This is a genomic window from Streptococcus sp. CL6.35, assembly GCF_049737915.1.
GTDB lineage: Bacteria > Bacillota > Bacilli > Lactobacillales > Streptococcaceae > Streptococcus.
Window position 1 is genome coordinate 79,738 of record NZ_JBKOTU010000005.1, and the last position, 24,362, is coordinate 104,099.

Below are 24,362 nucleotides of genomic sequence, written 5' to 3' on the forward strand. Positions count from 1 at the left end.
TAATGAAAAACGAGGTAAATTGAATGAAAAGTATAAAATTAAATGCTCTATCTTACATGGGAATTCGTGTCTTAAATATTATTTTTCCCATCTTAACTGGAACCTACGTCGCGCGTGTCTTGGACCGAACTGACTATGGTTACTTCAACTCTGTCGACACAATTTTGTCATTTTTCTTACCCTTTGCAACTTATGGAGTCTATAACTACGGTTTACGGGCCATCAGTAATGTCAAGGATAACAAAAAAGATCTGAATAGAACCTTCTCGAGTCTTTTTTATTTGTGCATAGCTTGTACGATTTTGACCACCGCTGTCTATATCCTTGCCTATCCTCTCTTCTTTACAGATAATCCAATCATCAAAAAGGTCTACCTTGTTATGGGGATTCAACTCATTGCCCAGATTTTTTCAATCGAGTGGGTCAATGAAGCTCTGGAAAATTACAGTTTTCTTTTTTACAAGACTGCCTTCATCCGTATCCTGATGCTGGTCTCTATTTTCCTGTTTGTCAAAAATGAACACGATATTGTTGTCTATACACTTGTGATGAGTTTATCGACACTGATTAACTATCTGATTAGTTATTTTTGGATTAAAAGAGACATTAAGCTTGTTAAGATTCACATAAGTGATTTTAAACCGCTCTTTCTCCCTTTGACAGCCATGTTGGTCTTTGCCAATGCCAATATGCTCTTCACTTTTTTGGATCGTCTCTTCCTCGTTAAAACAGGGATTGATGTCAACGTTAGTTACTATACCATGGCTCAACGAATTGTGACCGTTATAGCTGGTGTTGTAACAGGAGCTATCGGAGTGAGTGTGCCTCGTCTCAGTTACTATCTAGGAAAAGGCGATAAGGAAGCCTATGTCGCACTTGTTAACAGAGGCAGTCGAATCTTTAACTTCTTTATCATTCCACTGAGTTTTGGACTCATGGTTTTAGGACCAAATGCCATCCTACTTTACGGTAGTGAAAAATATATCGGAGGTGGTATCTTAACCTCTCTCTTCGCTTTTCGTACGATTATCCTGGCCTTAGATACCATTCTTGGTTCCCAAATTCTCTTTACAAATGGCTATGAAAAACGAATCACAGTCTATACAGTCTTTGCAGGATTACTCAATTTGGGCTTAAATAGTCTCCTCTTTTTCAACCACATCGTGGCTCCTGAATACTACTTACTGACAACTATGCTATCAGAGGCCTCTCTACTTGTTTTCTATATCATTTTCATCCATAGAAAACAACTCATCCACTTAGGACATATCTTTAGCTATACTGTTCGATACTCGCTCTTTTCACTTTCCTTTGTAGGAATTTATTTCCTGATTAATTTCTTGTATCCCGTGGATATGGTCATTAATTTGCCATTTTTGATTAATACTGGTTTGATTGTCTTGTTATCAGCCATCTCTTATATTGGTCTACTTGCCTTCACCAAAGATAGCATTTTCTATGAATTTTTAAACCATGTCCTAGCCTTAAAAAATAAATTCAAAAAATCTTAGGAGTATAGAATGAAACAACTAACCATTGAAGATGCCAAACAAATTGAATTAGAAATTTTGGATTATATTGATACTCTCTGTAAAAAGCACAATATCAACTATATTATTAACTACGGTACTCTGATTGGGGCAGTTCGACATCAGGGCTTTATTCCTTGGGACGACGATATCGATCTGTCCATGCCTCGAGAAGACTACCAACGATTTATAAACATTTTTCAAAAGGAAAAAAACAAATATAAGCTCCTTTCCTTAGAAACTGATAAGAACTACTTTAACAACTTTATCAAAATAACCGACAGTACAACTAAAATTATTGATACTCGGAATACAAAAACCTATGAGTCAGGTGTTTTTATCGATATTTTCCCTATGGATTGCTTTGATGATCCTAAGGTCATTGATACTTGTTATAAACTGGAAAGCTTCAAACTTCTGTCTTTCAGTAAACATAAAAATATTGTCTATAAGGATAGCCTTTTAAAAGATTTGATACGAACAGCCTTTTGGTTGCTCCTTCGACCGGTTTCTCCTCGTTATTTTGCAAATAAAATCGAGAAAGAAATTCAAAAATATAATCGTGAGAATGGGCAGTATATGGCTTTTATCCCTTCTAAATTTAAGGAAAAGGAAGTCTTCCCAAGTGGTACCTTCGATAAAACAATTGATTTACCCTTTGAAAATTTAAGCCTTCCAGCACCTGAAAAATTTGATACTATTTTGACGCAATTTTATGGAGATTATATGACCCTACCACCAGAAGAAAAACGCTTCTACAGTCATGAATTTCACGCTTATAAATTGGAGGATTAGGATGCAGTATTTAGAAAAAGAAGAAATTAAAGAAATTCAACTAGCCCTGCTAGACTATATTGATGAGACTTGTAAGAAACATGATATTCCTTATTTTCTAAGTTATGGAACCATGCTTGGAGCTATCCGCCACAAAGGTATGATTCCCTGGGACGATGATATTGATATTTCTCTCTATCGTGAAGATTATGATCGCTTATTGAAAATTATTGTGGAAGAAGACCATCCACGTTATAAGGTTCTCTCCTACGACACTTCTTCTTGGTACTTCCATAATTTCGCATCGATTTTGGATACTTCTACTGTTATCGAAGACCATGTTAAGTACAAGCGTCACGACACCAGTCTCTTTATCGATGTCTTCCCAATTGATCGCTTTACAGACTTGAGCATTGTCGACAAGAGTTATAAGTATGTAGCCCTTCGTCAACTAGCTTATATCAAAAAATCACGCGCAGTTCACGGTGATAGCAAATTAAAAGATTTTCTAAGATTATGTAGCTGGCACGCCCTCCGATTTGTCAATCCTCGTTACTTTTACAAGAAAATTGATCAGCTAGTCAAAAATGCTGTAACCAACACTCCTCAATATGAGGGAGGAATTGGTATTGGTAAAGAAGGAATGAAAGAAGTCTTCCCAGTTGATACCTTTAAAGAACTCATCTTAACTGAGTTTGAAGGCCGTATGTTGCCCGTCCCTAAAAAATATGATCAATTTTTAACCCAGATGTATGGGGATTATATGACACCACCATCAAAAGAAATGCAGGAGTGGTATAGCCACAGTATTAAAGCTTATCGCAAAAGCTGATTAAGCAGTAGTTTACAAGAAAAAATATAACAAAAAAGAGAAGATCGTTATACCTTCTCTTTTTTCTATTTAAATTGCTTCTGTGACAAAACTACGGCTTTCAAGTACTTTAAGCATGGCATTAGCTGTATCTAGGGCTGTAAAGAGGGGCACTCCGTGTTCAATAGCTGAACGGCGAATCTGCTCACCATCTTCGTCTGCAGTTCGTTTTGTTCCAACTGTGTTAATGATAGCTTGAATTCTTCCTTTACGAACAAAACTTGGAATATCCTTATCGTCATCACCAATCTTACCAACAGGTTGGGCTTGCAATCCATGACTGGCAAAGAAGGCTGCTGTCCCTTCTGTCGCGAGGATTCCATAGCCAATATTTTGGAAACGACGAGCCAAGTCCAAGGCTTCTTCTTTGGCATCATCAGCGATGGTAAATACAACGTTACCAAAAGTTGGCAAATGCAGGTAAGAAGCTTCAAAGGCTTTATAGAGAGCTTTTTCCAAAGTCGTATCAGAACCCATAACTTCACCTGTTGACTTCATTTCAGGACCAAGCAAGCTGTCTACCTTAGCTAGTTTGGTAAAGGAGAAGACTGGCGCCTTGATATGAACGCGAGTGCTTTCTGGATAAAGACCATCTTGGTAGCCAAGTTCTTCAAGTTTTTGACCAAGAATGAGCTTGGTTGCTACTTGAGCCATAGGGATATTGGTCACTTTAGAAAGAAATGGAACCGTACGGCTGGCACGTGGATTGACCTCAATAACGTAGACTTTTTCATCCTTGATAACAAACTGGATGTTCATCATTCCAAGGCAGTTAAGACCGATTGCTAGGCGTTTAGTATAGTCTGCGATTGTTTCTTGTACCTTTTGCGACAAGGTTTGTGGTGGGTAAACGGCCATTGAGTCACCTGAGTGGACACCAGCACGTTCGATATGCTCCATGATACCAGGAATGAGTACATTTTTACCATCTGAAATGGCATCGACTTCACACTCTTGTCCGACGATATAAGAGTCAACAAGAACAGGGTGGTCTGGACTTGCCTTAACCGCAGTACGCATATAAGAACGAAGGTCTTCTTCGTTTTCAACGATTTCCATAGCACGTCCACCTAAAACATAAGATGGACGGACTAAGACTGGGAAACCAATCTTGCGAGCCGCAAGCACTGCTTCTTCTTCATTGGTAGCAGTTTGTCCTGGTGGCTGTGGAATATCCAAATCTTTAAGAGCTTGCTCGAAGAGGTCGCGGTCTTCGGCACGGTCTAGGTCAGCAACCTGTGTACCAAGGATGGTCACACCTGCTTTTGCCAATGGCTCCGCAAGGTTGATGGCTGTTTGACCACCGAACTGAACGATAACGCCCTTTGGTTGCTCCAAGTCGATGACATTCATAACATCTTCGAATGTCAATGGCTCAAAGTAAAGCTTATCTGATACAGAGAAGTCTGTAGAAACGGTCTCTGGGTTTGAGTTCATGATGATAGCTTCATAACCAGCTGCCTGGATAGCCTTAACAGAGTGAACGGTTGCGTAGTCAAACTCAACCCCTTGACCGATACGGATTGGACCAGAACCTAGAACTAGAACGGATTCCTTATCAGACTTGATAGACTCGTTTTCCCATCCATAGGTTGAATAGAAGTATGGTGTTTCAGAGTCAAACTCTGCCGCACAAGTATCGACCATCTTGTAAACAGGAACAATCTTGTTTTCCAAACGAAGTTGGCGAACTTGGTCAGCTGTAGTATTCCAGAGTTCAGCAATCTTACGGTCTGAAAATCCATTCAATTTTGCAGTTTTCAAAACTTCAAGATCTTGTGGATGGGCACCCAACTCCTGCTCAATTTCAAAGATATGTAGGAGTTTATCGAGATAAAAGATATCAATTTTTGTAAGCTCTGCAATTTCTTCTGGTGTGTAGCCACGACGAATGGCTTCTGATACATAGAAGAGACGATCATCTTGGGCTTTCACAACCTTTTCAATCAAAGAATCATCAGAAACTGATGCAAGTTCAGGCATTTCATTGTGGTGTACCCCAATTTCAAGGGAGCGGCAAGCCTTAAGGAGAGATTCTTCGATGTTACGACCAATCGCCATTACTTCCCCAGTCGCCTTCATCTGGGTACCAAGACGGCGCTCACCCTTTTCAAACTTGTCAAATGGGAAACGAGGAATCTTGGCAACCACGTAGTCAAGGGCTGGTTCAAACATGGCATAGGTTGAACCCGTGACTGGGTTGATGACCTCATCCAAGGTCAAACCGACGGCAATCTTAGCAGCCAATTTGGCAATTGGGTAACCTGTCGCCTTAGATGCCAGGGCTGAAGAACGCGACACACGAGGGTTTACTTCGATGACATAATACTTGAAACTGTGTGGGTCAAGAGCTAGCTGAACATTACATCCACCTTCAATCTTAAGGGCACGAATAATGCTCAAGCTCGCGTCACGTAGCATTTGGTTTTCATAGTCTGACATGGTTTGGGCAGGGGCAAATACGATGGAATCCCCTGTGTGAATCCCAACTGGGTCAAAGTTTTCCATGTTACAAACAACCAAAGCATTATCAGCTGAGTCACGCATAACTTCGTATTCGATTTCCTTGAAACCTGCGATTGAACGCTCAATCAAACATTGGGTCACGGGTGACAATTTCAATCCATTTTCAGCGATTTCACGCAATTCTTCCTCATTAGCACACATACCACCACCAGTACCACCAAGTGTAAAGGCTGGACGAACGATGACTGGGTATCCAATTGTTGCTGCAAAGGCAACAGCTTCTTCAACAGTGTTTACAATTTCAGATTCTGGAATGGGTTGTTCCAATTCTTCCATCAATTGTTTAAAGAGGTCACGATCTTCAGCTTGGTCAATGGCAGATAATTTAGTTCCCAGAAGCTCAACACCAAGCTCATCAAGGATACCATTTTTAGACAATTCCATGGCCATATTAAGACCAGTTTGCCCACCGAGTGTTGGTAGCAAGGCATCTGGACGCTCCTTACGAAGAATACGTGTCACAAACTCAAGTGTAATTGGTTCAATATAAACCTTATCAGCAATTTCCTTGTCCGTCATGATGGTTGCAGGGTTTGAGTTAACCAAGACAACCTCATAACCTTCCTCTTTCAACGACAAGCAAGCCTGGGTCCCAGCGTAGTCAAACTCAGCAGCCTGACCAATAATAATCGGACCAGAACCAATCACCATAATTTTTTGAATATCAGTACGTTTAGGCATAGTTTATGATACAAAGCCCGTAAAGAACACAGCGAAAATAGGAAACTCGGTGCAGACGCCTTCAGCATCAAGACGATGTTTATCTTTTTCACACAGTTCTTAGGGCGTGTTCACTTAAGCGAACAATGTATCTTCTCCTTTCTATTCGGCAACTCTCGGGTTGCCATTAAATAAATTCTCCGACGATTTTTTAGCGAAACGATACTTTTCGGTAAAAAATCTAGTGCAGGGAGTTTTTAGTTCGCCTAATAGCGACTAAAAGAAACGACCTGCCTTTCTATTCGTCGCCTCTCAGGGCGACATTAAATAAATTCTCCGACGAGCTTTTACTCGTTCTTAGTTTGATTGTTTAAAAGCTTCCATCATCTCGATAAACTCGTCAAATAGGTAGCTAGCGTCGTGTGGACCAGGGGCTGCATCTGGATGGTATTGAACAGAGAAAGCAGGTTGGTATCTGTGACGCACACCTTCAACTGACTTGTCATTGATTTCTTCGTGGGTAATGATCAAGTGCTCTGGCAAATCCTCACGACTGACTGCATAACCATGGTTCTGACTTGTAAAATCCACACGTCCTGTAGCAATTTCACGTACTGCATGGTTGAATCCACGGTGTCCAAATTTCATCTTGTAGGTCTTAGCACCATTTGCCATTGCAAAGAGTTGATGCCCCATACAGATACCAAAGATTGGAATTTTTCCTTGCACACCACGAATCATGTCCAGTGCTTGGGGAACATCTTCTGGATTTCCCGGTCCATTTGACAACATCACTCCGTCAGGATTGAGATGGAGAATTTCTTCCGCTGTTGTTGAATAAGGAACAACCGTAACGTTACAGTTACGCTTAGAAAGTTCACGTAAGATTGAGTGCTTGAGACCAAAGTCCACTAGCACCACACTCAAACCAACTCCTGGAGCTGGATATGAAGTTTTAGTAGAAACCTGCTTGATATTATCTGTCGGCAAGACTGTTGCTTGGAGCTGGTCAGTTACATGATCCATACTGTCCCCAACATGGGTCAAGGTTGCACGCATGGTACCATGCTTACGGATAATTTTTGTCAGAGCACGGGTATCAATTCCTGAAATACCAGGAATTTTTTTAGCTTTCAAAAATTCATCCAAGGTCATTTGATTGCGCCAGTTACTAGCTCTACGTGCTTCTTCGAAAACGACAACTCCCTTACAAGTTGGAATAATGGATTCGTAATCATCACGGTTAATTCCATAATTTCCTACCAAAGGATAAGTAAAGGTCAAGATTTGTCCATTATAAGACTGGTCTGTAATGGATTCTTGGTAGCCGGTCATGCCTGTATTAAAGACAATTTCACCAGTTACATCAATATCTGCTCCGAAGGCTTTGCCTTCAAAAACTGTGCCATCTTCTAATACTAGAAGTCTTTTTGTCATATTTTCACCTCTCGTGGACGCTCACTGGCGTCTTTTAACGTCTTGTGTTTTAGTTGGCGTTTCTACTCGCCAGTACGGATTCTAAGATTGCCATTCGAACAAAGACACCATTGGTCATTTGTTGGACAATCCGTGATTTTGGTGCTTCAACCAAGTGGTCTGCGATTTCTACATCACGGTTGACTGGAGCTGGATGCATAAGGATTGCTGTTTCTTTCAAACGATCATAACGTTCTTGAGTCAAGCCATGTTGGGCATGGTAGTCCTCTTTTGAAAAGATAGCTCCACTATCATGACGTTCATGTTGCACACGGAGAAACATCATGACATCCACCTGATCAATGATTTCATCAATAGTTACAAACTGCCCATAGTCTGCAAACTCTTGACTTCTCCATTCCTCAGGTCCAGCAAAGTAAAGTTCAGCTCCCAAGCGTTTCAAAATCTGCATATTAGATTTGGCAACGCGTGAGTGGTCCAAATCACCTGCAATCGCAACCTTGAGACCCTCAAAGTGACCAAATTCCTCATAAATAGTCATTAAATCAAGCAAGCTCTGGCTAGGATGTTGTCCCGAACCATCTCCACCATTGATGATGGAAGTCGTAATCGTGGGACTAGCAACTAACTCTCTGTAATAATCAACCTCTGGGTGACGAATCACACAGACATCCACTCCTAAAGCAGACAGAGTCAGGATGGTATCATAAAGTGTCTCCCCTTTATTAACTGAACTAGTCTTCACATCAAAGTCAAGTCGCTCCAATCCTAGTTTAATCTCTGCCACTTCAAAGGACTTATGCGTCCGTGTAGAATCCTCAAAGAAAAGATTGGAAACAATCGGATGATCCTCATAGGGAAGCTGAGCTCCGTTTTTAAACTCAATTCCTCGCTTAATCAATTTCATGACTTGATCGACAGTGAGGTCTTCCATGGACACCACATGGTTCAATGCTTGTTGATTTTCTGACATGGCTACTCCTTTAGCTTTCTATGCTTCTTCAGTAATCAGAACTCTGTCTTGGCCATCAAGTTCTGCCATCTCTACGATGATTTCTTCAGAACGACTAGTTGGGATATTTTTTCCAACGTAATCTGGACGGATTGGCAATTCTCTATGTCCACGATCGACCAGAACAGCTAAACTCACGCGCGCAGGACGACCATGACCTACAATATTATCAATAGCAGCACGGATGGTACGACCTGTATAGAGCACATCATCCACCAAGATAACTTCACGGTCTGTCACATCGACAGAAACCAAAGAAGTATCTTCTCCACTTTTAACATCATCACGGAAAGGTTTCGTATCCAATTCCACAACAGGAACTGAAAGATTTTCTAGCTGTTCCAAACGTTCTTGGATTCGGTGGGCGATAAAGACACCACGAGTTTTAATACCAGCCAAGACTATTTTATTCAAATCTTTATTGCGTTCGATAATCTCATAAGTAATACGCGTAATCGCTCGTTTGACGGTCAATTCGTCTACAACTTCTTTTGCCTTCATGACAAACCTCCAAAAAGAAAAGTCTCCTTAAACAAGGAGACTTGAAATGTATAGCTAAGCTAGCCCTACTGGAAACAGTATAGACTTCACCCTACTACTTAATCGTTCTCCTTGCCTGCCTCACGGGACAGGTTTAAAGGAATATTTAGTTATCAAATACTATAGCACAAAGCATGCTTAAAATCAAGCAAAAACTTTTGAGCCCTTATCTTATAAATTGCTAAAATCATATAACTGTGGGTACTGGTCACACTCTGGATTTTTAGGATGACAGATAGCTCTTCCAAAATAAATCATGGCCTGATGGGCAGCTAACCACTGCTCCGGTGGTAAGATATCCATGACCCGCTTTTCCACCTCCAGCGGTGTCGCTGATTTTTTGACAATATCATGGTGTTTGCAAATACGCTCCACATGAGTATCCACTGCAAAGGCTGGAATTCCAAACCCCACACTCATGACAACATTAGCTGTCTTGCGACCAACACCTGCTAAACTCTCTAATTCCTCACGTGTTTGAGGAACTTGGCCATCAAAATCGTCTAGTAACTGTTGGGCACATTTTTTAAGGAATTTAGCCTTATTTCGATACAGTCCCAGGCGAGAAATGTGTGAAGCAATCTCACTTTCTGTTGCAACAGACATGGCTTGTGGCGTTGGAAAGGCAGCAAAGAGACCTGGTGTGGCCTTATTTACCGCTGCATCCGTCGTCTGCGCTGACAACATGACCGCAACTAGTAGTTCAAAATGATTGGTAAAATCAAGACTGGGCTTGGCATCTGGAAACAGAGCAATGATTTCTTCTAGCACTTTTCGTGCTCGTTTTTTTGACAAAACCATTATTCATCTCCATCAAATAGTCCTTGTAAGCCAGCAAAAGGACTGTTTTCTTCTTTTTTGACTGCTTGTTGGGCCTGGTATTCTTCCTCTGTCATGATTTGCCAGTCATTTCCTGAGACAAAACCTTGACCAGCCTCTTCTTCAGCCGTCAAGACCTTGATAGGAATGTTTAGTAGGATATTGTCTGACACGCTCTCAGCAAGGTCAAGTTCTCCATTTTCGATAGGCAAGACCAAATCATCATCTAAAACTTCTTGATCTAGCTGATTGGTTGCTCCTTCCATGAAAACTTCCGTTACTGGATAAGATTCAACTAACTCAACTGGCTCCATACTGCGACTTGAAGCAAGAACAATGGTGTAAGATAGTTGATAATCTAAGAAATACATACGGTCTTCGTACTGTACTTTCCCAACTGCAAGGATATCTTTTACATCTAAAATTTCTTGATTACGTGCACGCAGGTCTGAGGCTAGGTCTAACGTTTGTTCAAAATGCAAGCCTTCAGACTGCTTACGAATTTCTTGAATATTTAATTTCATACTTCCTCCATAAAGATTTACTCTCTTGATTATACCATGAAAAGCTTACAAATCAGCACACCAAACTTTAAAATTAAAATTCGATTTTTTAACATATTTACTATGACATTTTTGTTTTTTAGTGCTATACTATAGGCAATAATACATCAGAGCAAGGAGGATGCTCACATGTAAGACAAAGAACTCATTACTAATGCAACCCAACTCCTATCCGAGTTAAATAAAAGTTTCCAAAGCTGCAAACAGGGTAGGGCAGATGATATTCGACTGCAAGAGCTGCTAAACACTACTATAAAAGAGCTCAAAAAAGTGGAAAAGTTGGACAACAGTATCTTAATTGACCTTGAGAAATTTTACCAACGTACCAGTCTTCTGATAGGTCTCGGTAGCCTAAAACTGAACGACCAAGCACGCATTGCTTGGCGAAACTACGACAAATTCCATTACAAGCATGTCAAACACGTACTAACTCTTTATGGACCTGTTTTCGGATTTTAGAGATTAGAATTGTCAGTTTTCTGTTGACAAAATATCCTGAAAGGTATAAGATAGAGGTACTAATACTCGGAGGTAAGGGAGACATGAACAACTAAGTCTATCAAATAAAGAAACTTTATTTAGTAGATCTTGTTTTTGTCTCTTTTTGTGTGCTCTTTTATGCTCTTCTTCTGGCATTTTATACTCAATGAAAATCAAAGAGCAAACTAGGAAGCTAGCCGTAAGCTGCTCAAAACACTATTTTGAGGTTGTAGATAAGACTGACGAAGTCAGTCACATATATACGGTAAGGCGACGCCGACGTGGTTTGAATTTGATTTTCGAAGAGTATTAATAGAGTTTTTTTGACATAGACATTGGCTCTACTAGGTAAAGTAGAGCTTTTTGTTATGCACTATTGGACATTCTAGAAAGGGCAACAATATGATAAAAATCAATCATCTGACCATCACACAAAACAAAGATTTGCGTGATCTTGTCTCAGACTTAAACATGACTATCCAAGACGGGGAAAAAGTAGCTATTATTGGAGAGGAAGGAAATGGCAAATCAACCTTGCTTAAAACTCTAATGGGGGAAGCTTTGCCTGATTTCACTATCAAGGGAGACATCCAGTCTGACTATCAGTCACTGGCCTATATTCCTCAAAAACTTCCCGAGGAGCTGAAAAAGAAAACTCTACACGACTACTTCTTTTTAGATTCTCTTGATTTAGACTACAGTATCCTCTATCGTTTGGCTGAGGAATTGCATTTTGATGGCGATCGCTTCGCTAGCAACCAAGAGATTGGCAGTCTATCAGGGGGCGAAGCTTTGAAAATTCAGCTCATCCATGAGTTAACCAAACCCTTTGAGATTTTATTTTTAGATGAACCTTCAAATGACCTAGACCTTGAGACGGTTGATTGGCTAAAAAGACAGATACAGAAGATGAGGCAAACTGTTATTTTCATCTCCCATGATGAGGACTTTCTGTCTCAAACGGCAGACACTATTGTCCACTTGCGACTGGTCAAGCACCGTAAAGAAGCAGAAACGTTAGTAGAGCATTTAGACTATGATAGCTATAGCGACCAGAGAAAGGCTAATTTTGCCAGACAAAGCCAGCAAGCAGCCAACGACCAAAGAGCCTACGATAAAACCATGGAAAAACATCAACGAGTTAAGCAAAATGTAGAAACTGCACTTCGAGCTACCAAAGACAGTACTGCCGGTCGCCTATTGGCTAAAAAGATGAAAACTGTCCTCTCACAAGAAAAACGCTACGAAAGGGCAGCTCAGTCCATGACCCAAAAGCCACTTGAAGAGGAAGAAATCAGACTTTTCTTCTCAGACATCCAACCATTACCGGCTTCTAAAGTCTTAATCCAACTGGAAAAAGAAAATTTGTCCATTGGCGACCAAGTTTTGGCTCAAGAACTACAACTAACTGTCCGTGGGCAAGAAAAAATTGGTATTATCGGGCCAAATGGTGTTGGGAAATCAACTCTGTTAGCCAAATTACAGCAACTTCTGAATGATAAAAGAGAGATTTCGCTTGGTTTTATGCCACAAGATTACTACAAAAAACTGCAATTGGATTTATCACCAATAGCCTATCTCAGCAAAACTGGGGAAAAAGAGGAACTGCAGAAAATCCAATCTCACTTAGCCAGTCTCAATTTCAGTTATCCAGAAATGCAGCATCAAATTCGCTTCTTATCTGGCGGGCAACAGGGGAAACTTCTGCTTTTGGATTTAGTGCTACGAAAACCAAACTTTCTACTTCTGGATGAAACAACACGAAACTTTTCACCCACTTCTCAACCCCACATCAGAAAACTCTTTGCAACCTATCCGGGCGGTCTCATCACTGTTTCACATGACCGTCGTTTCTTAAAAGAGGTCTGTTCAATCATCTATCGCTTAACAGAACACGGTTTGGAGGTAGTTAATTTTGAAGATTTATAAATTTGCAACATAGCAAAAATCCAGAGACGATCTCTGGATTTCTTTTACATATGTTTTAAACGTTCAATCCGTTCTGAGATAGGTGGATGGGTATAAAAGAGTTTTTGGAACCCTCCCCCTTTCTTAGGATCATTGATATAAAGTGCACTGCTGGCATCATCGACAGGACGACTCATCGGTTTACTATTATCCAACTTACGTAGAGCATTAATCATCCCTTGAGGATTGCGGGTCAACTCGACACTGGAAGCATCAGCTAGAAATTCCCTCTGACGAGAAATAGCTAGTTGCACCAAGGTTGCAGCGAGAGGTGCCAGCACAATTGCAAGTAGGGAAACCACTAGCATAATGATTTCAAGACCATTTCCTTCTCGGTCATCATCACTTCGTCTGCGACCTGCTCCACCCCACCACATCATACGACCTGCCATACTAGAAAGCATGGTGATGGCACTAGCAAGGGCGACAGCAATAGTCGAAATACGAATATCGTAGTTACGGATATGACTGACTTCATGTCCCATAACAGCTTCTAGCTCCTCGCGATTCATGATAGCAAGGAGACCTGAAGTCGCAGCAACCGCCGCATTTTGAGGGTTAGAACCTGTCGCAAAGGCATTTAAGGCTGGATCATCAATGATGAAAACACGGGGCATAGGAATCTGAGCGACCATAGCCATATCTTCTACTACATGGTAGAGGTCTGGTGCCGTTTGCTCATCCACCTCACGCGCTCCATTCATGGACATGACAATCTCTGTCGATTGAAAAATCATGGACAAAGCGTAGATAAAGCCGATAATTAGTGCGATAATCAAACCACCAAGCCCAGACCGCATAAAGAGGTAACCAACCGCATAGCCAACAAGAGCTAAGAGTAGGAAAAATACCAGCAACAAAATCCAGGTTTTTCGTTTATTGCTTGCAATTTGATCAAACAACATCTTAGTCACCTAAACCGCTAAAATCAACTTTAGGAACTGCCTTTTCCTCTTCTGGTGTTTGAAGGAAATCTGCTGCTTTAAATCCAAACATTCCAGCGATAATATTGCTTGGGAAAGTTTCTAATTTTACATTGTAGTTGCTGACAACACTGTTGTAGAGTTGACGAGAGTAAGAAATTTTATTTTCTGTGTTTGTCAACTCCTCTTGCAATTTAACAAAGTTTGCACTAGCTTTCAAATCTGGATAGCTTTCTGCAACTGCAAAAATACCTGAAACCTGACGAGTAAGGGCATCACTAGCTTTCATAGCTTCTGCTGGTGAAGTCGCTGCCGCCACTTGGTTACGTAGTTCTGCCACCTTTTCAAGGGTAGAACCTTCATATTTGGCATAACCTTTTACAGTCTCAATCAAGTTTGGCAAGAGGTCATTTCGACGTTTCAACTGAACATCAATCTGACTCCAAGCCTCCTTTGTTTGCATACGATTCTTAACCAAACCGTTATAGCTAACAATCACAAAAATCACAATAAGAGCTAAAACTCCAAGAATAATCCAAGTCATTATATAAGTCCTTTCTGCTTTTAGATTAGTACCAGTATATCAAATTTTTAATGATTGTGGTAAAATAAGATGATACTAAAGAAGGAAATAACTATGAAACCAGAAACATTTTACAACTTGCTTGCCGAGCAGAATCTTCCACTTTCGGACCAGCAAAAAGAACAATTTGAACGCTATTTTGAGCTCTTGGTCGAGTGGAATGAAAAGATTAATTTAACAGCCATTACGGACAAGGAAGAAGTTTATCTCAAACATTTTTACGATTCGATTGCACCTATTCTGCAAGGCTTGATTCCCAATGAAAATATCAAATTGCTTGATATTGGAGCCGGTGCAGGATTTCCTAGTCTACCAATGAAAATCCTCTATCCTCAGTTAGATGTGACCATCATTGATTCGCTCAATAAACGCATCAACTTCCTCCAACTTTTGGCTCAAGAACTGGATTTAGACGATGTTCATTTCTACCATGGACGTGCCGAAGATTTTGCCCAAGACAAGAACTTCCGTGCTCAGTATGATTTTGTAACGGCTCGTGCGGTTGCCCGTATGCAGGTCCTATCTGAATTGACCATTCCTTACCTTAAAGTCGGTGGCAAGCTATTGGCACTCAAGGCCAGCAATGCCCCTGAGGAATTGTTAGAAGCTAAGAATGCCCTCAATCTCCTCTTCAGTAAGGTCGAAGACAATCTCAGCTACGCCCTACCAAATGGAGATCCGCGTTACATCACAGTGGTAGAAAAGAAAAAAGAAACACCAAATAAATATCCACGTAAGGCTGGCATGCCAAATAAACGCCCGCTTTAAATTTTTTAGTAAAAAATGTTTACAAAGTTCGGAATTTCTGCTATACTATCACAAGCAAAGGTTTTTAATGTCATCCCGTGAGGTGACGAAGACGCAGAAATATTTGAAACTCTTTAAAATCTAAATTTTAAAGAAGTCTTACTCTGAGGGCCTATTGCTGTAAAATAATGGGCTCTTTTTTGATGCCCAAAAGTGAGGTTTATATGAAACAAGAATCAACTGTTGATTTGTTACTAGACGTTGACCAACGTCCTTCAGCTGGAAAAGGAATTCTCCTTAGCTTCCAACACGTTTTCGCCATGTTTGGTGCGACCATCTTAGTACCCTTGATTTTGGGAATGCCTGTATCTGTTGCCCTTTTTGCTTCAGGTGTTGGGACACTCATCTACATGATTTCAACTGGTTTTAAAGTTCCAGTTTATCTAGGTTCTTCTTTTGCCTTTATCACAGCAATGTCACTTGCTATGAAAGAAATGGGTGGTGATGTATCTGCTGCTCAAACAGGGGTTATCTTGACTGGTTTGGTCTATGTCCTTGTGGCTGCTGGTGTTCGTTTTGCAGGTACAAAATGGATTGATAAACTCTTGCCACCAATCATCATCGGACCTATGATCATCGTTATCGGTCTTGGACTTGCAGGTTCAGCTGTGACCAATGCAGGTCTTGTAGCAGACGGAAATTGGAAAAATGCTCTTGTAGCAGTTGTTACTTTCTTGATTGCTGCCTTTATCAATACAAAGGGAAAAGGCTTCCTACGAATCATTCCTTTCCTCTTTGCCATTATCGGTGGTTACCTCTTCGCACTAACTCTTGGCTTGGTTGATTTTACACCAGTTCTTAAAGCCAACTGGTTCGAAATTCCTGGTTTCTACTTGCCATTTAGCACAGGTGGTGCCTTTAAAGAATACAATCTTTACTTTGGTCCAGAAACTATCGCTATCTTGCCAATCGCTATCGTAACAATTTCTGAACATATCGGTGACCATACTGTTTTGGGTCAAATCTGTGGCCGTCAATTCTTGAAAGAACCAGGTCTTCACCGTACTCTTCTTGGTGACGGTATCGCAACTTCAGTTTCTGCCTTCCTTGGTGGACCAGCCAATACAACTTACGGAGAAAATACAGGGGTTATCGGTATGACTCGTATCGCTTCTGTCTCAGTTATCCGTAACGCTGCCTTCATCGCAATTGCCCTTAGCTTCCTTGGTAAATTCACTGCCTTGATTTCAACTATTCCAAACGCTGTACTTGGTGGTATGTCAATCCTTCTCTATGGGGTTATCGCCAGCAACGGTTTGAAAGTCTTGATTAAAGAACGTGTTGACTTCAGTCAAATGCGTAACCTAATCATCGCAAGTGCTATGTTGGTACTTGGACTTGGAGGAGCTATCCTTAAACTTGGTCCAGTTACCCTTTCAGGTACTGCCCTATCAGCCATGACAGGAATTATTTTGAACTTAATCTTGCCATACGAAAATAAAGACTAAAAGTCTAAACATATCAAAAAACGAGCATTTCCAATTACGGAAGTGCTCATTTTTTTGATACTTAGAAGTGAGTGTATCCCCTCTAACGCTGTTTAATATAGTTCCCCTACTCTATACTCAACCCATTCCTTTTCCTTCACTGGGTAAATCTTAGCAACTTTTGTTTCCTCATCATACACTACGACAAAATGCCCTTCACTATTCCAAAATTTACCTAAAATTGTACCATCATTTAAATTAGTACGTAACTTGCCTTCTTGACTTACTGCGCTTTCTGTTTGTGCTATTTTAGGCTCTTTACTATCTAACCCAACAGTTACAAAACTTGACCCTATAATAATAAATAAGCAAAACACTACAGCCCCAAACCCTACAAATTTAAACAAATTATAATCCCCATTATCTCTTTTCATGTTATCTTTTTATCTCTCTTTCTAACATCCCCCTAGAAGGCTCTCACAAGCCTCCTACAGCGTTTTAATACAGCTCACCCACACTCATAAGCTCCCATTCAGAAAAATCAACTTGGAAGACTTCTGGGGCTTTTGTAGTACCATTGTACACTACTATAAAATAGCCTTTTTCATTGTAAAACTTACTCAAAATCTCAGCGTCTTTCATTTCTGCTTTCAATCCACTATCTTCTATCTTTTTATTTATCTGTTGCTCTGTTTCTACTTCATTATTTCCTTGAGTTCCTAAGATATAACCACCAAAGCTTACCCAAAAGAAGATAAAAAGCATAAATACAATAGTTGCATATTTCAAAAAATTTAGTTCTTTCATTTCTTTATTATTCCTTTTTGTGTTAGTTGATACTATTTATATAGTTTTCTTAGTTCCTTAAATCCCAAGGGGTAAAAATAACCCCTTGCAGCCCCACCATTTCATCAAGCCATCTAGAGAAATTGGCTTCTTTTGTCTCATCATCATACCACTCAAAATCTTCAATATAAGTTGAGTTTGCGATTAGCTTGAGACGCTTGTTTTGGTATTGGGGATCTAAATAGAATAGGGGGACCTCTTCACTATACAAGTTAGCGAGGAGCCGAACTCTTTTTGTATATTCTAATCGTTTTATTGAACCACTTTTTGAGATAGTTCTAGTGTATATGTTTTATATAATTGATGGCAAGCTTGATTCTCTCCTGCATTAATCAAGGAAACACAAGGTAAGACAAGTTCTGACCAGATAGACTCTAGTATTTCCTCACGATTTGGATGTTCATCTAACTTGGCAACAATTTGAGGAGCCATCTTATAGTAGGATTCAATTTCCTCCTGACCACCATCTTGCAAGGCTAGATAAGAATCCCTGAATTTTCTCAAAGTCATCAATTCATCGCAGTCATCTGCCAATCCCTTGTAAGTTACCGCTGCTTCTGTCAAATAACAACCTCTTTGTTCAATTTGATAATAAGCATCTGGTTCACCGAAAAATCCAGTTTTAGAGCGCACATATCTCTCTGCATCACTCCTACGTTGAAAAATAGCTACTTCTCTTCCCTTACGATATACAACAAATTCCATTTCTTTTTCCTCACTATCTTACAATATTTAATAATTCCTCGTAACTTGAAACCACATCATAGATGTGCTGATCATTAATCGATCCAGCTTGAACTAACGCTTTAAAGTGAGCACGCGCACATGCAATTTTTGCTTGCTCAGCTTGTTTTAATTGAAGACTAGACATGGAGCCTTTCGTTTCTGCAACAAAATAGATATGCTTTACACTACCTTCACGGAAGGCAATTGCCCAGTCAGGGTTATAGTTCCCAAGCGGAGTCGCAATACTGAACTTCCCTGGTAACTTCACATAAACACGAACATCCTCGTATTGTTCCAAAGATTCTTTAAAGGTCTTCTCCGTATTGGAATCAACTTTTACAAAATTGTAAATCCCTTTTTTGGATTCAAGTAAGTGATCATCTGATCTGTTAGCAGTTTCAGGATTGTCATAAAACAAGTCCATATCATACTCTTCATTTAACACATTATACTGAATATGCTTGATAATTTGACTTGCTTTTTGTTCATTAATTAGTTTTGAAATCTTAAGAATAAACTCTTCTGGATTCTGTTTAAACTTGTCAAATTGGTAGACATAGATTTTACTTAATATTTCCGCAACCAACTTACGAGTTAAACCAGTCTGATCAGCAATCTCCCCTAGTAAATCATATTTGGTCATAATCTGCGAATCCGTTAGATATTCTTGCTGACGATCATTTTCAGCAACTGTAAAGTTCAGTCCCTCTTCTTTACTCATATCAGCTGCACTTGCCTGAGTTATATGAAAGCTTGGTTTGCTAACGACTAATTTCTCATTAATGTAGTCAACCGAATGTTTTACCAACTCCGCATCATCAAATTCTACTTGATAGCTTGTCTTTCGATTGATTTGCTTCCAGAGATTTAAAAATTCTTTTCGGGCAATATTTTCTTGATTGACCTCATTTGAAAATTGAATTACCGCATTATTGGCATTTTCAATTTCATACTGTCCAGCATGATAAACGCTCTCCAATATCTCTACTAGCTTATCCTCATAACCTGCTAGTGTTTCAGACAGTTGCAACTGATGATTTTCTTTTGCAGTAAAATATTCTGTAGTCAATTGTCCTTCACGGTCTATATAGCCTTGTCGGATCAAATCAAAATAAATCGAATCTGCTTGTTCCTTGGTAATACGTATTGTTTGTCCTTCTTGATTTGTTAGAACTTTATTCGTAAAGAGAGTAACATCCACTTTTACAGGACGGTCTGCTAAGAGTTCTTTGATTTCTTCTTGTAGATTTCGAGCAAATTGATCATAGCTTTCATTTGCAATTACTGTCAGTTTATTGATTTCATGAACATCATTTCCTAAGAGTTCAAAATCCTGACGAATTCCATTTTGGTCAACTGCCAAACGCATACCACGACCGATTTCTTGACGTTTACGAGTCTCTGCTGAAGATTGCTTAAGCGTACAGATTTGAAAGACATTTGGATTATCCCACCCCTCTTTTAGAGCTGAGTGAGAAAAGAGGAAACGAACTGGCTCTTCAAAGCTCAATAAACGCTCCTTGTCCTTCATAATCAAGTCATAGGCATCAGTGTCATTTGAAAGATTGTTCTTCTTTTCACTGGCAGATTTATAGTCCACAAAAATGGTCTTATCCGACTTCTTCACTTTATCTACCGAAAAGTAACCAGCATGAACTGAATTTCCTTCAAGATTAGCCTCCAAATATCTACGATAAGGAGTTGGTTCCTGTGTTTGGATAAACTGATTTACTTGATTTCGATATTCTTCTTCAAAAATCTGAGCGTATTCTCCATTATAGGCATCATTATTTTCATCATATTGTTTATACTTGGCCACTTCATCGATGAAAAATAAGGATAATACTTTAATTCTTCGATTGTACAGTTTACTTTCTTTTTCGATATGACTTTTTATAGTCTCTCGAATTTGAATTCTTCTGATGCTAGACTCATCCACTTCCCCTATCACTTCACCGACATAAAGTTCTTGCGTCACACCAACTTGAAGTTTGTTCTCTCTTGCATCAAAGTGACTAAGGGTCATTCCTTTATAAGCAGATAAATTCCCTGATTCAGCATACAAATCAAAGGGTTCTTCCACTACTTTCAATTTCCTTTTGACACCTGAATGCGTTTTTACTTCAAACTCAATTTTTGCTTTGGGTGCTCCTGTTTTTTGTGGAATGATTTCTTGTAGATAAAGATAGCCTTGTGTTCCTGTCGTCCCAGTTTGCTCAATAGCCTTAACCGCAATCTTCTTCACCAATTTTTGATTGTAAGCATCCATGGCATCCAATCTATAAACCATATCATGCTTTTCTTTATGGGTAGCCGAATAACGTAATGTAAACAATGGTTTGAAATCTTTTAGTCTTTCCTTTGTCTGTTTCCCTTCAACAGACTGAGGTTCATCAATAATCATAATCGGATTCATAGCTGCCAGTACATCAATTGGACGACGCCAACGGAAGTTCTCACGTTCTGAATGAATCAGATCTTTTTCTTTTTTATTGAAAGCTTGAGAGTTGATGACCATGATTTGAAGGTCTGACGAATTGGCAAAACTATCCAAATCACTTAAACGTGAAGAATCGTAGACAAAATAGCGTGGTTGTTTGCCGTACTCCATCTGAAAGTGACTTGACATGATCTGTAGAGATTTGAGAACTCCTTCACGAATGGCTACACTTGGAACGACAATGACAAATTTAAGCCAGCCATACCGTTTATTCAACTCCATAATTGTACGGATATACGTGTAGGTCTTCCCTGTTCCCGTCTCCATCTCTATGGAAAAATTGTAAGCTTCTCGTCCAGCAATCATATCAATCGATAGTTTATCAGAAGGACGTAAACCATAACGAGTTTGCATAGTATGAACATTTTCTCGTATACTTGCTTGACTCAATTGAATCGGTGCATTTCGATAAGCATCTAAAACCAAATCTACCTCATCTGACTTGAGACGACCTGGATCCGCCATATACTGAACTCCAGCATTTTTGGCTTGCCCTTGAAATAAATCTGCAATGGCACTAACCGCATCTAACTGGAATTGTTGTTTTTTAAATTGTAGTTTCATAATTTATTTTCTTAAATTCTTATCTTTTTAGAGTAATTATATATAATCAACACTTTGTTAACTGCTTACAAATGTCACAAAATTTCAATATTATATACCTTTGATATCTACTATTTAGTCTATTACTAATAACATTGGCTACCATGTTGATGGTCTATGAGAAATAGCATACTCTATCAATTCCTCCATGTTACTTTGAATATCTTCATAAACATACTTTGAAGTAGTGAATGGAGATTTATAACAACGGATATAACTGGATAACGATCTGCCGGTTCGTGATAATTTAAAATCGTCAAATGGATTTCTTCCTTGATTATTTTGATTTCCAAATCTATCCTTTAAATTATGAATATATATGCCTACGATTCCTTTATCCAACTCAATTGCTTTTTTAATCTCATAGTTAATCCATTTACGTCCAGCGGTGTTCTCACCAATCAAAACAACCACACATGAACGCTTTGCCATTTGATTATCTATCCATGATTCTATCATTGCATCAGATTTTAATTTTACTTCTTCCCATTCATTATCTGAAAAAGTAGACTCGCCTGATACTCTCCCCATATTTCTAACTTGTGATGCTCGCCAGTTATCATTACTATAGTGAAAGCTAAAAAATACTTGTCTCTTCATACTTTCCCCACTTATCTAAAAACAATTAAAAGTGTCAATGTAGCAATAACTATTAAACCATAGGTATACTTTAAAATGGGACGAAATAGTGCTATCAGAAAATCCCCTTCTTCTTGTTTTGGAGTCATTCTAAAATCTGTTTCTATATCACTTAATCTTACCTCATCGTATAAACGTCTAAATTGTCGTTCTAATGACAAATAATATGCATCATGAAACCAGAATAAGATAGTCACACAAAAATTTAAAAGAAGTATATACCACATACTGGTATTACTAAACCAAAATGCGAACAAGGCTCCTATGGAAGTAAACGACCATCCTTTAATGATAAAAGAATTATTACCCATCCGTTCAATAATAGCTTGTATCATCTCTAAATGTTTTACATTGTATTCACTCATACTCTACACCACCTTCACTTTGGTATGAGGTGATAATTTTTTAAAGATTTCACTTACGTTAATCTTATCTGCTGAATTGGCAAATGAGCTATCACGAAAAACTGCACGGAGTGGTTGTGCTTGAGCGATGTGACGGATAACTTCTTCAGAGATTTCATCTTCAAAACAAGCCATGAGTGATCCTTGATCTACGTCATAGACTTCCGCTCCTGTTACTTTATCCAAATCAATAGCTAGTGATAGTTCCATCCCCCATGTCAGCATAACTTGGAAAAGCAAGTCAAGGCCAGTACGTCCTTCCTTGATATTAGATACACTATCAAAGAGTTCTCCTTGAATAAATTGATCCGGTCGAGCTGAAACATCCTTGAAATTTGAAGAATCTAACTTATAGGCTTTGAAGCCAAAGTCTTGTTTGCCAATCAATTCAGGATGCTCCTCCTGAATCTTGGCAGCAGCACGACGAATCCGCTCACGTGAAATTTGGTCAATGGTTTCATATCCTGCTTCTTTAGCAGCAGACTTATCTGCTACTTCCTCATCCAACGTACACAGGATAAACTTACGATTTCCACCATCTTCAGCATTCAGTTGCATGACTGCATCTGCCGTCGTAGCAGAACCACCGAAGAAGTCTAGAATCATCCCAGATTCTGGAGAACCCAGACTAATCAAATTTCCAAGAAGCTTTGTGGGTTTAGGAAAATCAAACACCCTCTGACCATTAAATAATTTTTTTATTTCTTCTGTAGCATTTTTATTATTTCCAAATTCAGAACCCCAAAAATCAGATGATATCTGTCCTTTTCTTATAGAATCACTTAAATATATCTTCCTCATTGGATTTCCACCGTTTTGTGGCCAATGTATTAATCCCTCAGAGTCTAACTTTCTAAATTCATCTTCTGATATCATCCAATTTTCAGTTAAAACATTTCCATTTTCCAATTGGACTTTATAAGAATATCTACCACGAACACTATCAATACAAGGTCTACGGGCATATTTACCTTTCTCATCTTTATACTGATATTCTTTTTTAGCAGTATCAGTCAATGGTATCCTACCAAAATTTAAACTATTATAATTTTTAGAATAAATTAGAATTGTATCTTTAACTGTTGAAAATATTCCTACATTAGCTTGAGAGTTAAATCTTCTCCATGCAATATTCCCAACATTGTTCTCCTCCCCAAAAACCTCATCACAGATAGTCTTCAGATTCGCTTGTTCATTATCATCAATAGAGATAAAGATAACACCTGAATCCTTGAGGAGATTACGCGCTAGACGGATGCGTGGATACATCATATTGAGCCAGTCTGAGTGGTAACGGGCCGAAGTCTTTTCGTTTTTTGTAAGCCCAACTACCTGGCGACCTTCTTCATCCAAAAGTTCCATATCTTCTTTCAGTTCTTCATCTGTTTTTTGGAACTTATCAGAATATACAAAGTCTTTCCCTGTATTATAGGGTGGATCGATATAAATCATATCGATTTTTCCTAGATAGGATTCTTGTAGGATTTTTAAGACTTCTAAATTATCCCCAGTAATAAAGACATTTTCACTGTTTTCAAAATCAACACTTTCATCAAGATCTGGTCTTAAGGTTTTGGTAGTTGGTCGCCCAGCTTCTGCAATAGCTTCACGCTTTCCAACCCAAGTAAACTCATAGGATTCTCGACCATCCACAATTTCCTCTGACAAAAACTGTTTAAGTTTCTCAAAGTCAATAGCAGGACGTAATTTGCCGTATTCATCCCT

Annotated in this window: 22 protein-coding genes; 7 read left to right on the top strand and 15 right to left on the bottom strand. The window is 39.2% G+C overall.

Annotation, left to right across the window (positions count from 1 at the left end; all coding sequences use genetic code 11):
- Window positions 1–23 precede the first annotated feature (23 nt).
- The 3 genes from tacF to ACLNCP_RS07175 are packed head-to-tail and all read left to right on the top strand — an operon-like array spanning window position 24 to window position 3,135.
- Window positions 24–1,511: a type IV teichoic acid flippase TacF gene (gene tacF / locus ACLNCP_RS07165; RefSeq protein ID WP_084926574.1), complete on the top strand. Its 1,488-nt coding sequence runs from the start codon at window positions 24–26 to the stop codon at window positions 1,509–1,511.
- 9 nt (window positions 1,512–1,520) lie between these two features.
- Window positions 1,521–2,324: a LicD family protein gene (locus ACLNCP_RS07170; protein WP_049546496.1), complete on the top strand. Its 804-nt coding sequence runs from the start codon at window positions 1,521–1,523 to the stop codon at window positions 2,322–2,324.
- A gap of 1 nt (window position 2,325) precedes the next feature.
- Window positions 2,326–3,135, top strand: a complete 810-nt coding sequence (locus tag ACLNCP_RS07175) for a LicD family protein (RefSeq protein WP_001199634.1) — start codon at window positions 2,326–2,328, stop codon at window positions 3,133–3,135.
- Window positions 3,136–3,204: 69 nt separating this feature from the next.
- On the opposite strand, the gene carB is transcribed toward ACLNCP_RS07175, so the two are convergent.
- The 6 genes from carB to ACLNCP_RS07205 all read right to left on the bottom strand — a co-directional run bounded on the left by carB (window position 3,205) and on the right by ACLNCP_RS07205 (window position 10,692).
- Window positions 3,205–6,381, bottom strand: a complete 3,177-nt coding sequence (gene carB / locus ACLNCP_RS07180) for a carbamoyl-phosphate synthase large subunit (RefSeq protein WP_084924261.1) — start codon at window positions 6,379–6,381, stop codon at window positions 3,205–3,207.
- Window positions 6,382–6,717: 336 nt separating this feature from the next.
- On the bottom strand, window positions 6,718–7,797 hold the full coding sequence (locus ACLNCP_RS07185; RefSeq protein WP_000166853.1) for a carbamoyl phosphate synthase small subunit: 1,080 nt from the start codon (window positions 7,795–7,797) through the stop codon (window positions 6,718–6,720).
- A 49-nt stretch (window positions 7,798–7,846) separates the two neighbouring features.
- Window positions 7,847–8,770 (bottom strand): aspartate carbamoyltransferase catalytic subunit, encoded by a 924-nt coding sequence (locus ACLNCP_RS07190; RefSeq protein WP_060628127.1) that lies wholly within the window; start codon window positions 8,768–8,770, stop codon window positions 7,847–7,849.
- Window positions 8,771–8,788: 18 nt separating this feature from the next.
- Window positions 8,789–9,310 (bottom strand): bifunctional pyr operon transcriptional regulator/uracil phosphoribosyltransferase PyrR, encoded by a 522-nt coding sequence (gene pyrR, locus ACLNCP_RS07195; protein WP_000644747.1) that lies wholly within the window; start codon window positions 9,308–9,310, stop codon window positions 8,789–8,791.
- 210 nt (window positions 9,311–9,520) lie between these two features.
- Window positions 9,521–10,150, bottom strand: coding sequence for an endonuclease III (gene nth, locus ACLNCP_RS07200; protein ID WP_000244443.1), 630 nt, complete (start codon window positions 10,148–10,150; stop codon window positions 9,521–9,523).
- Window positions 10,150–10,692 (bottom strand): YceD family protein, encoded by a 543-nt coding sequence (locus ACLNCP_RS07205; RefSeq protein WP_261051253.1) that lies wholly within the window; start codon window positions 10,690–10,692, stop codon window positions 10,150–10,152. Before ACLNCP_RS07205 ends, nth begins: the two co-directional genes overlap by 1 nt.
- A gap of 186 nt (window positions 10,693–10,878) precedes the next feature.
- Here ACLNCP_RS07205 and ACLNCP_RS07210 point away from each other — a divergent pair, with 186 nt between their 5' ends.
- Both ACLNCP_RS07210 and ACLNCP_RS07215 read left to right on the top strand, forming a co-directional pair.
- Window positions 10,879–11,190 carry a helicase BlpT gene (locus ACLNCP_RS07210; RefSeq protein WP_261051296.1) on the top strand — a complete coding sequence of 104 codons (312 nt, stop codon included), beginning with the start codon at window positions 10,879–10,881 and terminating at the stop codon, window positions 11,188–11,190.
- Between the two features lie 423 nt (window positions 11,191–11,613).
- Window positions 11,614–13,140: an ATP-binding cassette domain-containing protein gene (locus tag ACLNCP_RS07215; protein WP_424844244.1), complete on the top strand. Its 1,527-nt coding sequence runs from the start codon at window positions 11,614–11,616 to the stop codon at window positions 13,138–13,140.
- 44 nt (window positions 13,141–13,184) lie between these two features.
- Here the strand turns inward: ACLNCP_RS07215 and htpX are convergent, their stop codons facing one another.
- Together htpX and ACLNCP_RS07225 are read right to left on the bottom strand one after the other, a co-directional pair.
- Window positions 13,185–14,084, bottom strand: a complete 900-nt coding sequence (gene htpX, locus ACLNCP_RS07220; protein WP_261080081.1) for a zinc metalloprotease HtpX — start codon at window positions 14,082–14,084, stop codon at window positions 13,185–13,187.
- A 1-nt stretch (window position 14,085) separates the two neighbouring features.
- On the bottom strand, window positions 14,086–14,646 hold the full coding sequence (locus tag ACLNCP_RS07225; protein ID WP_000219833.1) for a LemA family protein: 561 nt from the start codon (window positions 14,644–14,646) through the stop codon (window positions 14,086–14,088).
- Between the two features lie 93 nt (window positions 14,647–14,739).
- On the opposite strand from ACLNCP_RS07225, the gene rsmG reads away from it, so the two are divergent.
- Both rsmG and ACLNCP_RS07235 read left to right on the top strand, forming a co-directional pair.
- Window positions 14,740–15,453 carry a 16S rRNA (guanine(527)-N(7))-methyltransferase RsmG gene (rsmG, locus tag ACLNCP_RS07230; protein WP_424844245.1) on the top strand — a complete coding sequence of 238 codons (714 nt, stop codon included), beginning with the start codon at window positions 14,740–14,742 and terminating at the stop codon, window positions 15,451–15,453.
- Between the two features lie 203 nt (window positions 15,454–15,656).
- A complete protein-coding gene (locus tag ACLNCP_RS07235; RefSeq protein ID WP_004234765.1) occupies window positions 15,657–16,940 on the top strand; it encodes a uracil-xanthine permease family protein in 1,284 nt (427 codons plus the stop codon).
- Between the two features lie 92 nt (window positions 16,941–17,032).
- On the opposite strand, the gene ACLNCP_RS07240 is transcribed toward ACLNCP_RS07235, so the two are convergent.
- From ACLNCP_RS07240 to ACLNCP_RS07270, 7 genes are all read right to left on the bottom strand, one after another.
- Entirely contained in the window at window positions 17,033–17,353 is a 321-nt protein-coding gene (locus ACLNCP_RS07240; RefSeq protein WP_084886994.1) for a hypothetical protein, read from the bottom strand.
- Between the two features lie 64 nt (window positions 17,354–17,417).
- Entirely contained in the window at window positions 17,418–17,726 is a 309-nt protein-coding gene (locus tag ACLNCP_RS07245) for a hypothetical protein (protein ID WP_000661403.1), read from the bottom strand.
- Between the two features lie 291 nt (window positions 17,727–18,017).
- Entirely contained in the window at window positions 18,018–18,470 is a 453-nt protein-coding gene (locus ACLNCP_RS07250; RefSeq protein ID WP_084886991.1) for a CFI-box-CTERM domain-containing protein, read from the bottom strand.
- Between the two features lie 13 nt (window positions 18,471–18,483).
- Window positions 18,484–21,555 (bottom strand): DEAD/DEAH box helicase family protein, encoded by a 3,072-nt coding sequence (locus ACLNCP_RS07255; protein ID WP_261184875.1) that lies wholly within the window; start codon window positions 21,553–21,555, stop codon window positions 18,484–18,486.
- A 138-nt stretch (window positions 21,556–21,693) separates the two neighbouring features.
- Window positions 21,694–22,194: a TIR domain-containing protein gene (locus tag ACLNCP_RS07260; protein ID WP_084865443.1), complete on the bottom strand. Its 501-nt coding sequence runs from the start codon at window positions 22,192–22,194 to the stop codon at window positions 21,694–21,696.
- Between the two features lie 11 nt (window positions 22,195–22,205).
- Complete coding sequence (locus tag ACLNCP_RS07265) at window positions 22,206–22,598, bottom strand: hypothetical protein (protein ID WP_084865441.1); 393 nt, start codon at window positions 22,596–22,598, stop codon at window positions 22,206–22,208.
- A gap of 3 nt (window positions 22,599–22,601) precedes the next feature.
- Window positions 22,602–24,290 carry a site-specific DNA-methyltransferase gene (locus ACLNCP_RS07270; RefSeq protein ID WP_424844273.1) on the bottom strand — a complete coding sequence of 563 codons (1,689 nt, stop codon included), beginning with the start codon at window positions 24,288–24,290 and terminating at the stop codon, window positions 22,602–22,604.
- Window positions 24,291–24,362: the final 72 nt, after the last annotated feature.

Coding starts and splice junctions, on each gene's coding strand:
- nth (WP_000244443.1), bottom strand. CDS start 10,150: ATGGTTTTGTCAAAAAAACGAGCACGAAAAGTGCTAGAAGAAATCATT.
- tacF (WP_084926574.1), top strand. CDS start 24: ATGAAAAGTATAAAATTAAATGCTCTATCTTACATGGGAATTCGTGTC.
- ACLNCP_RS07240 (WP_084886994.1), bottom strand. CDS start 17,353: ATGAAAAGAGATAATGGGGATTATAATTTGTTTAAATTTGTAGGGTTT.
- htpX (WP_261080081.1), bottom strand. CDS start 14,084: ATGTTGTTTGATCAAATTGCAAGCAATAAACGAAAAACCTGGATTTTG.
- ACLNCP_RS07170 (WP_049546496.1), top strand. CDS start 1,521: ATGAAACAACTAACCATTGAAGATGCCAAACAAATTGAATTAGAAATT.
- ACLNCP_RS07235 (WP_004234765.1), top strand. CDS start 15,657: ATGAAACAAGAATCAACTGTTGATTTGTTACTAGACGTTGACCAACGT.
- ACLNCP_RS07265 (WP_084865441.1), bottom strand. CDS start 22,598: ATGAGTGAATACAATGTAAAACATTTAGAGATGATACAAGCTATTATT.
- ACLNCP_RS07190 (WP_060628127.1), bottom strand. CDS start 8,770: ATGTCAGAAAATCAACAAGCATTGAACCATGTGGTGTCCATGGAAGAC.
- ACLNCP_RS07175 (WP_001199634.1), top strand. CDS start 2,326: ATGCAGTATTTAGAAAAAGAAGAAATTAAAGAAATTCAACTAGCCCTG.
- ACLNCP_RS07215 (WP_424844244.1), top strand. CDS start 11,614: ATGATAAAAATCAATCATCTGACCATCACACAAAACAAAGATTTGCGT.
- ACLNCP_RS07260 (WP_084865443.1), bottom strand. CDS start 22,194: ATGAAGAGACAAGTATTTTTTAGCTTTCACTATAGTAATGATAACTGG.
- pyrR (WP_000644747.1), bottom strand. CDS start 9,310: ATGAAGGCAAAAGAAGTTGTAGACGAATTGACCGTCAAACGAGCGATT.
- ACLNCP_RS07245 (WP_000661403.1), bottom strand. CDS start 17,726: ATGAAAGAACTAAATTTTTTGAAATATGCAACTATTGTATTTATGCTT.
- ACLNCP_RS07225 (WP_000219833.1), bottom strand. CDS start 14,646: ATGACTTGGATTATTCTTGGAGTTTTAGCTCTTATTGTGATTTTTGTG.
- ACLNCP_RS07185 (WP_000166853.1), bottom strand. CDS start 7,797: ATGACAAAAAGACTTCTAGTATTAGAAGATGGCACAGTTTTTGAAGGC.
- carB (WP_084924261.1), bottom strand. CDS start 6,381: ATGCCTAAACGTACTGATATTCAAAAAATTATGGTGATTGGTTCTGGT.
- ACLNCP_RS07250 (WP_084886991.1), bottom strand. CDS start 18,470: ATGGAATTTGTTGTATATCGTAAGGGAAGAGAAGTAGCTATTTTTCAA.
- ACLNCP_RS07255 (WP_261184875.1), bottom strand. CDS start 21,555: ATGAAACTACAATTTAAAAAACAACAATTCCAGTTAGATGCGGTTAGT.
- ACLNCP_RS07205 (WP_261051253.1), bottom strand. CDS start 10,692: ATGAAATTAAATATTCAAGAAATTCGTAAGCAGTCTGAAGGCTTGCAT.
- rsmG (WP_424844245.1), top strand. CDS start 14,740: ATGAAACCAGAAACATTTTACAACTTGCTTGCCGAGCAGAATCTTCCA.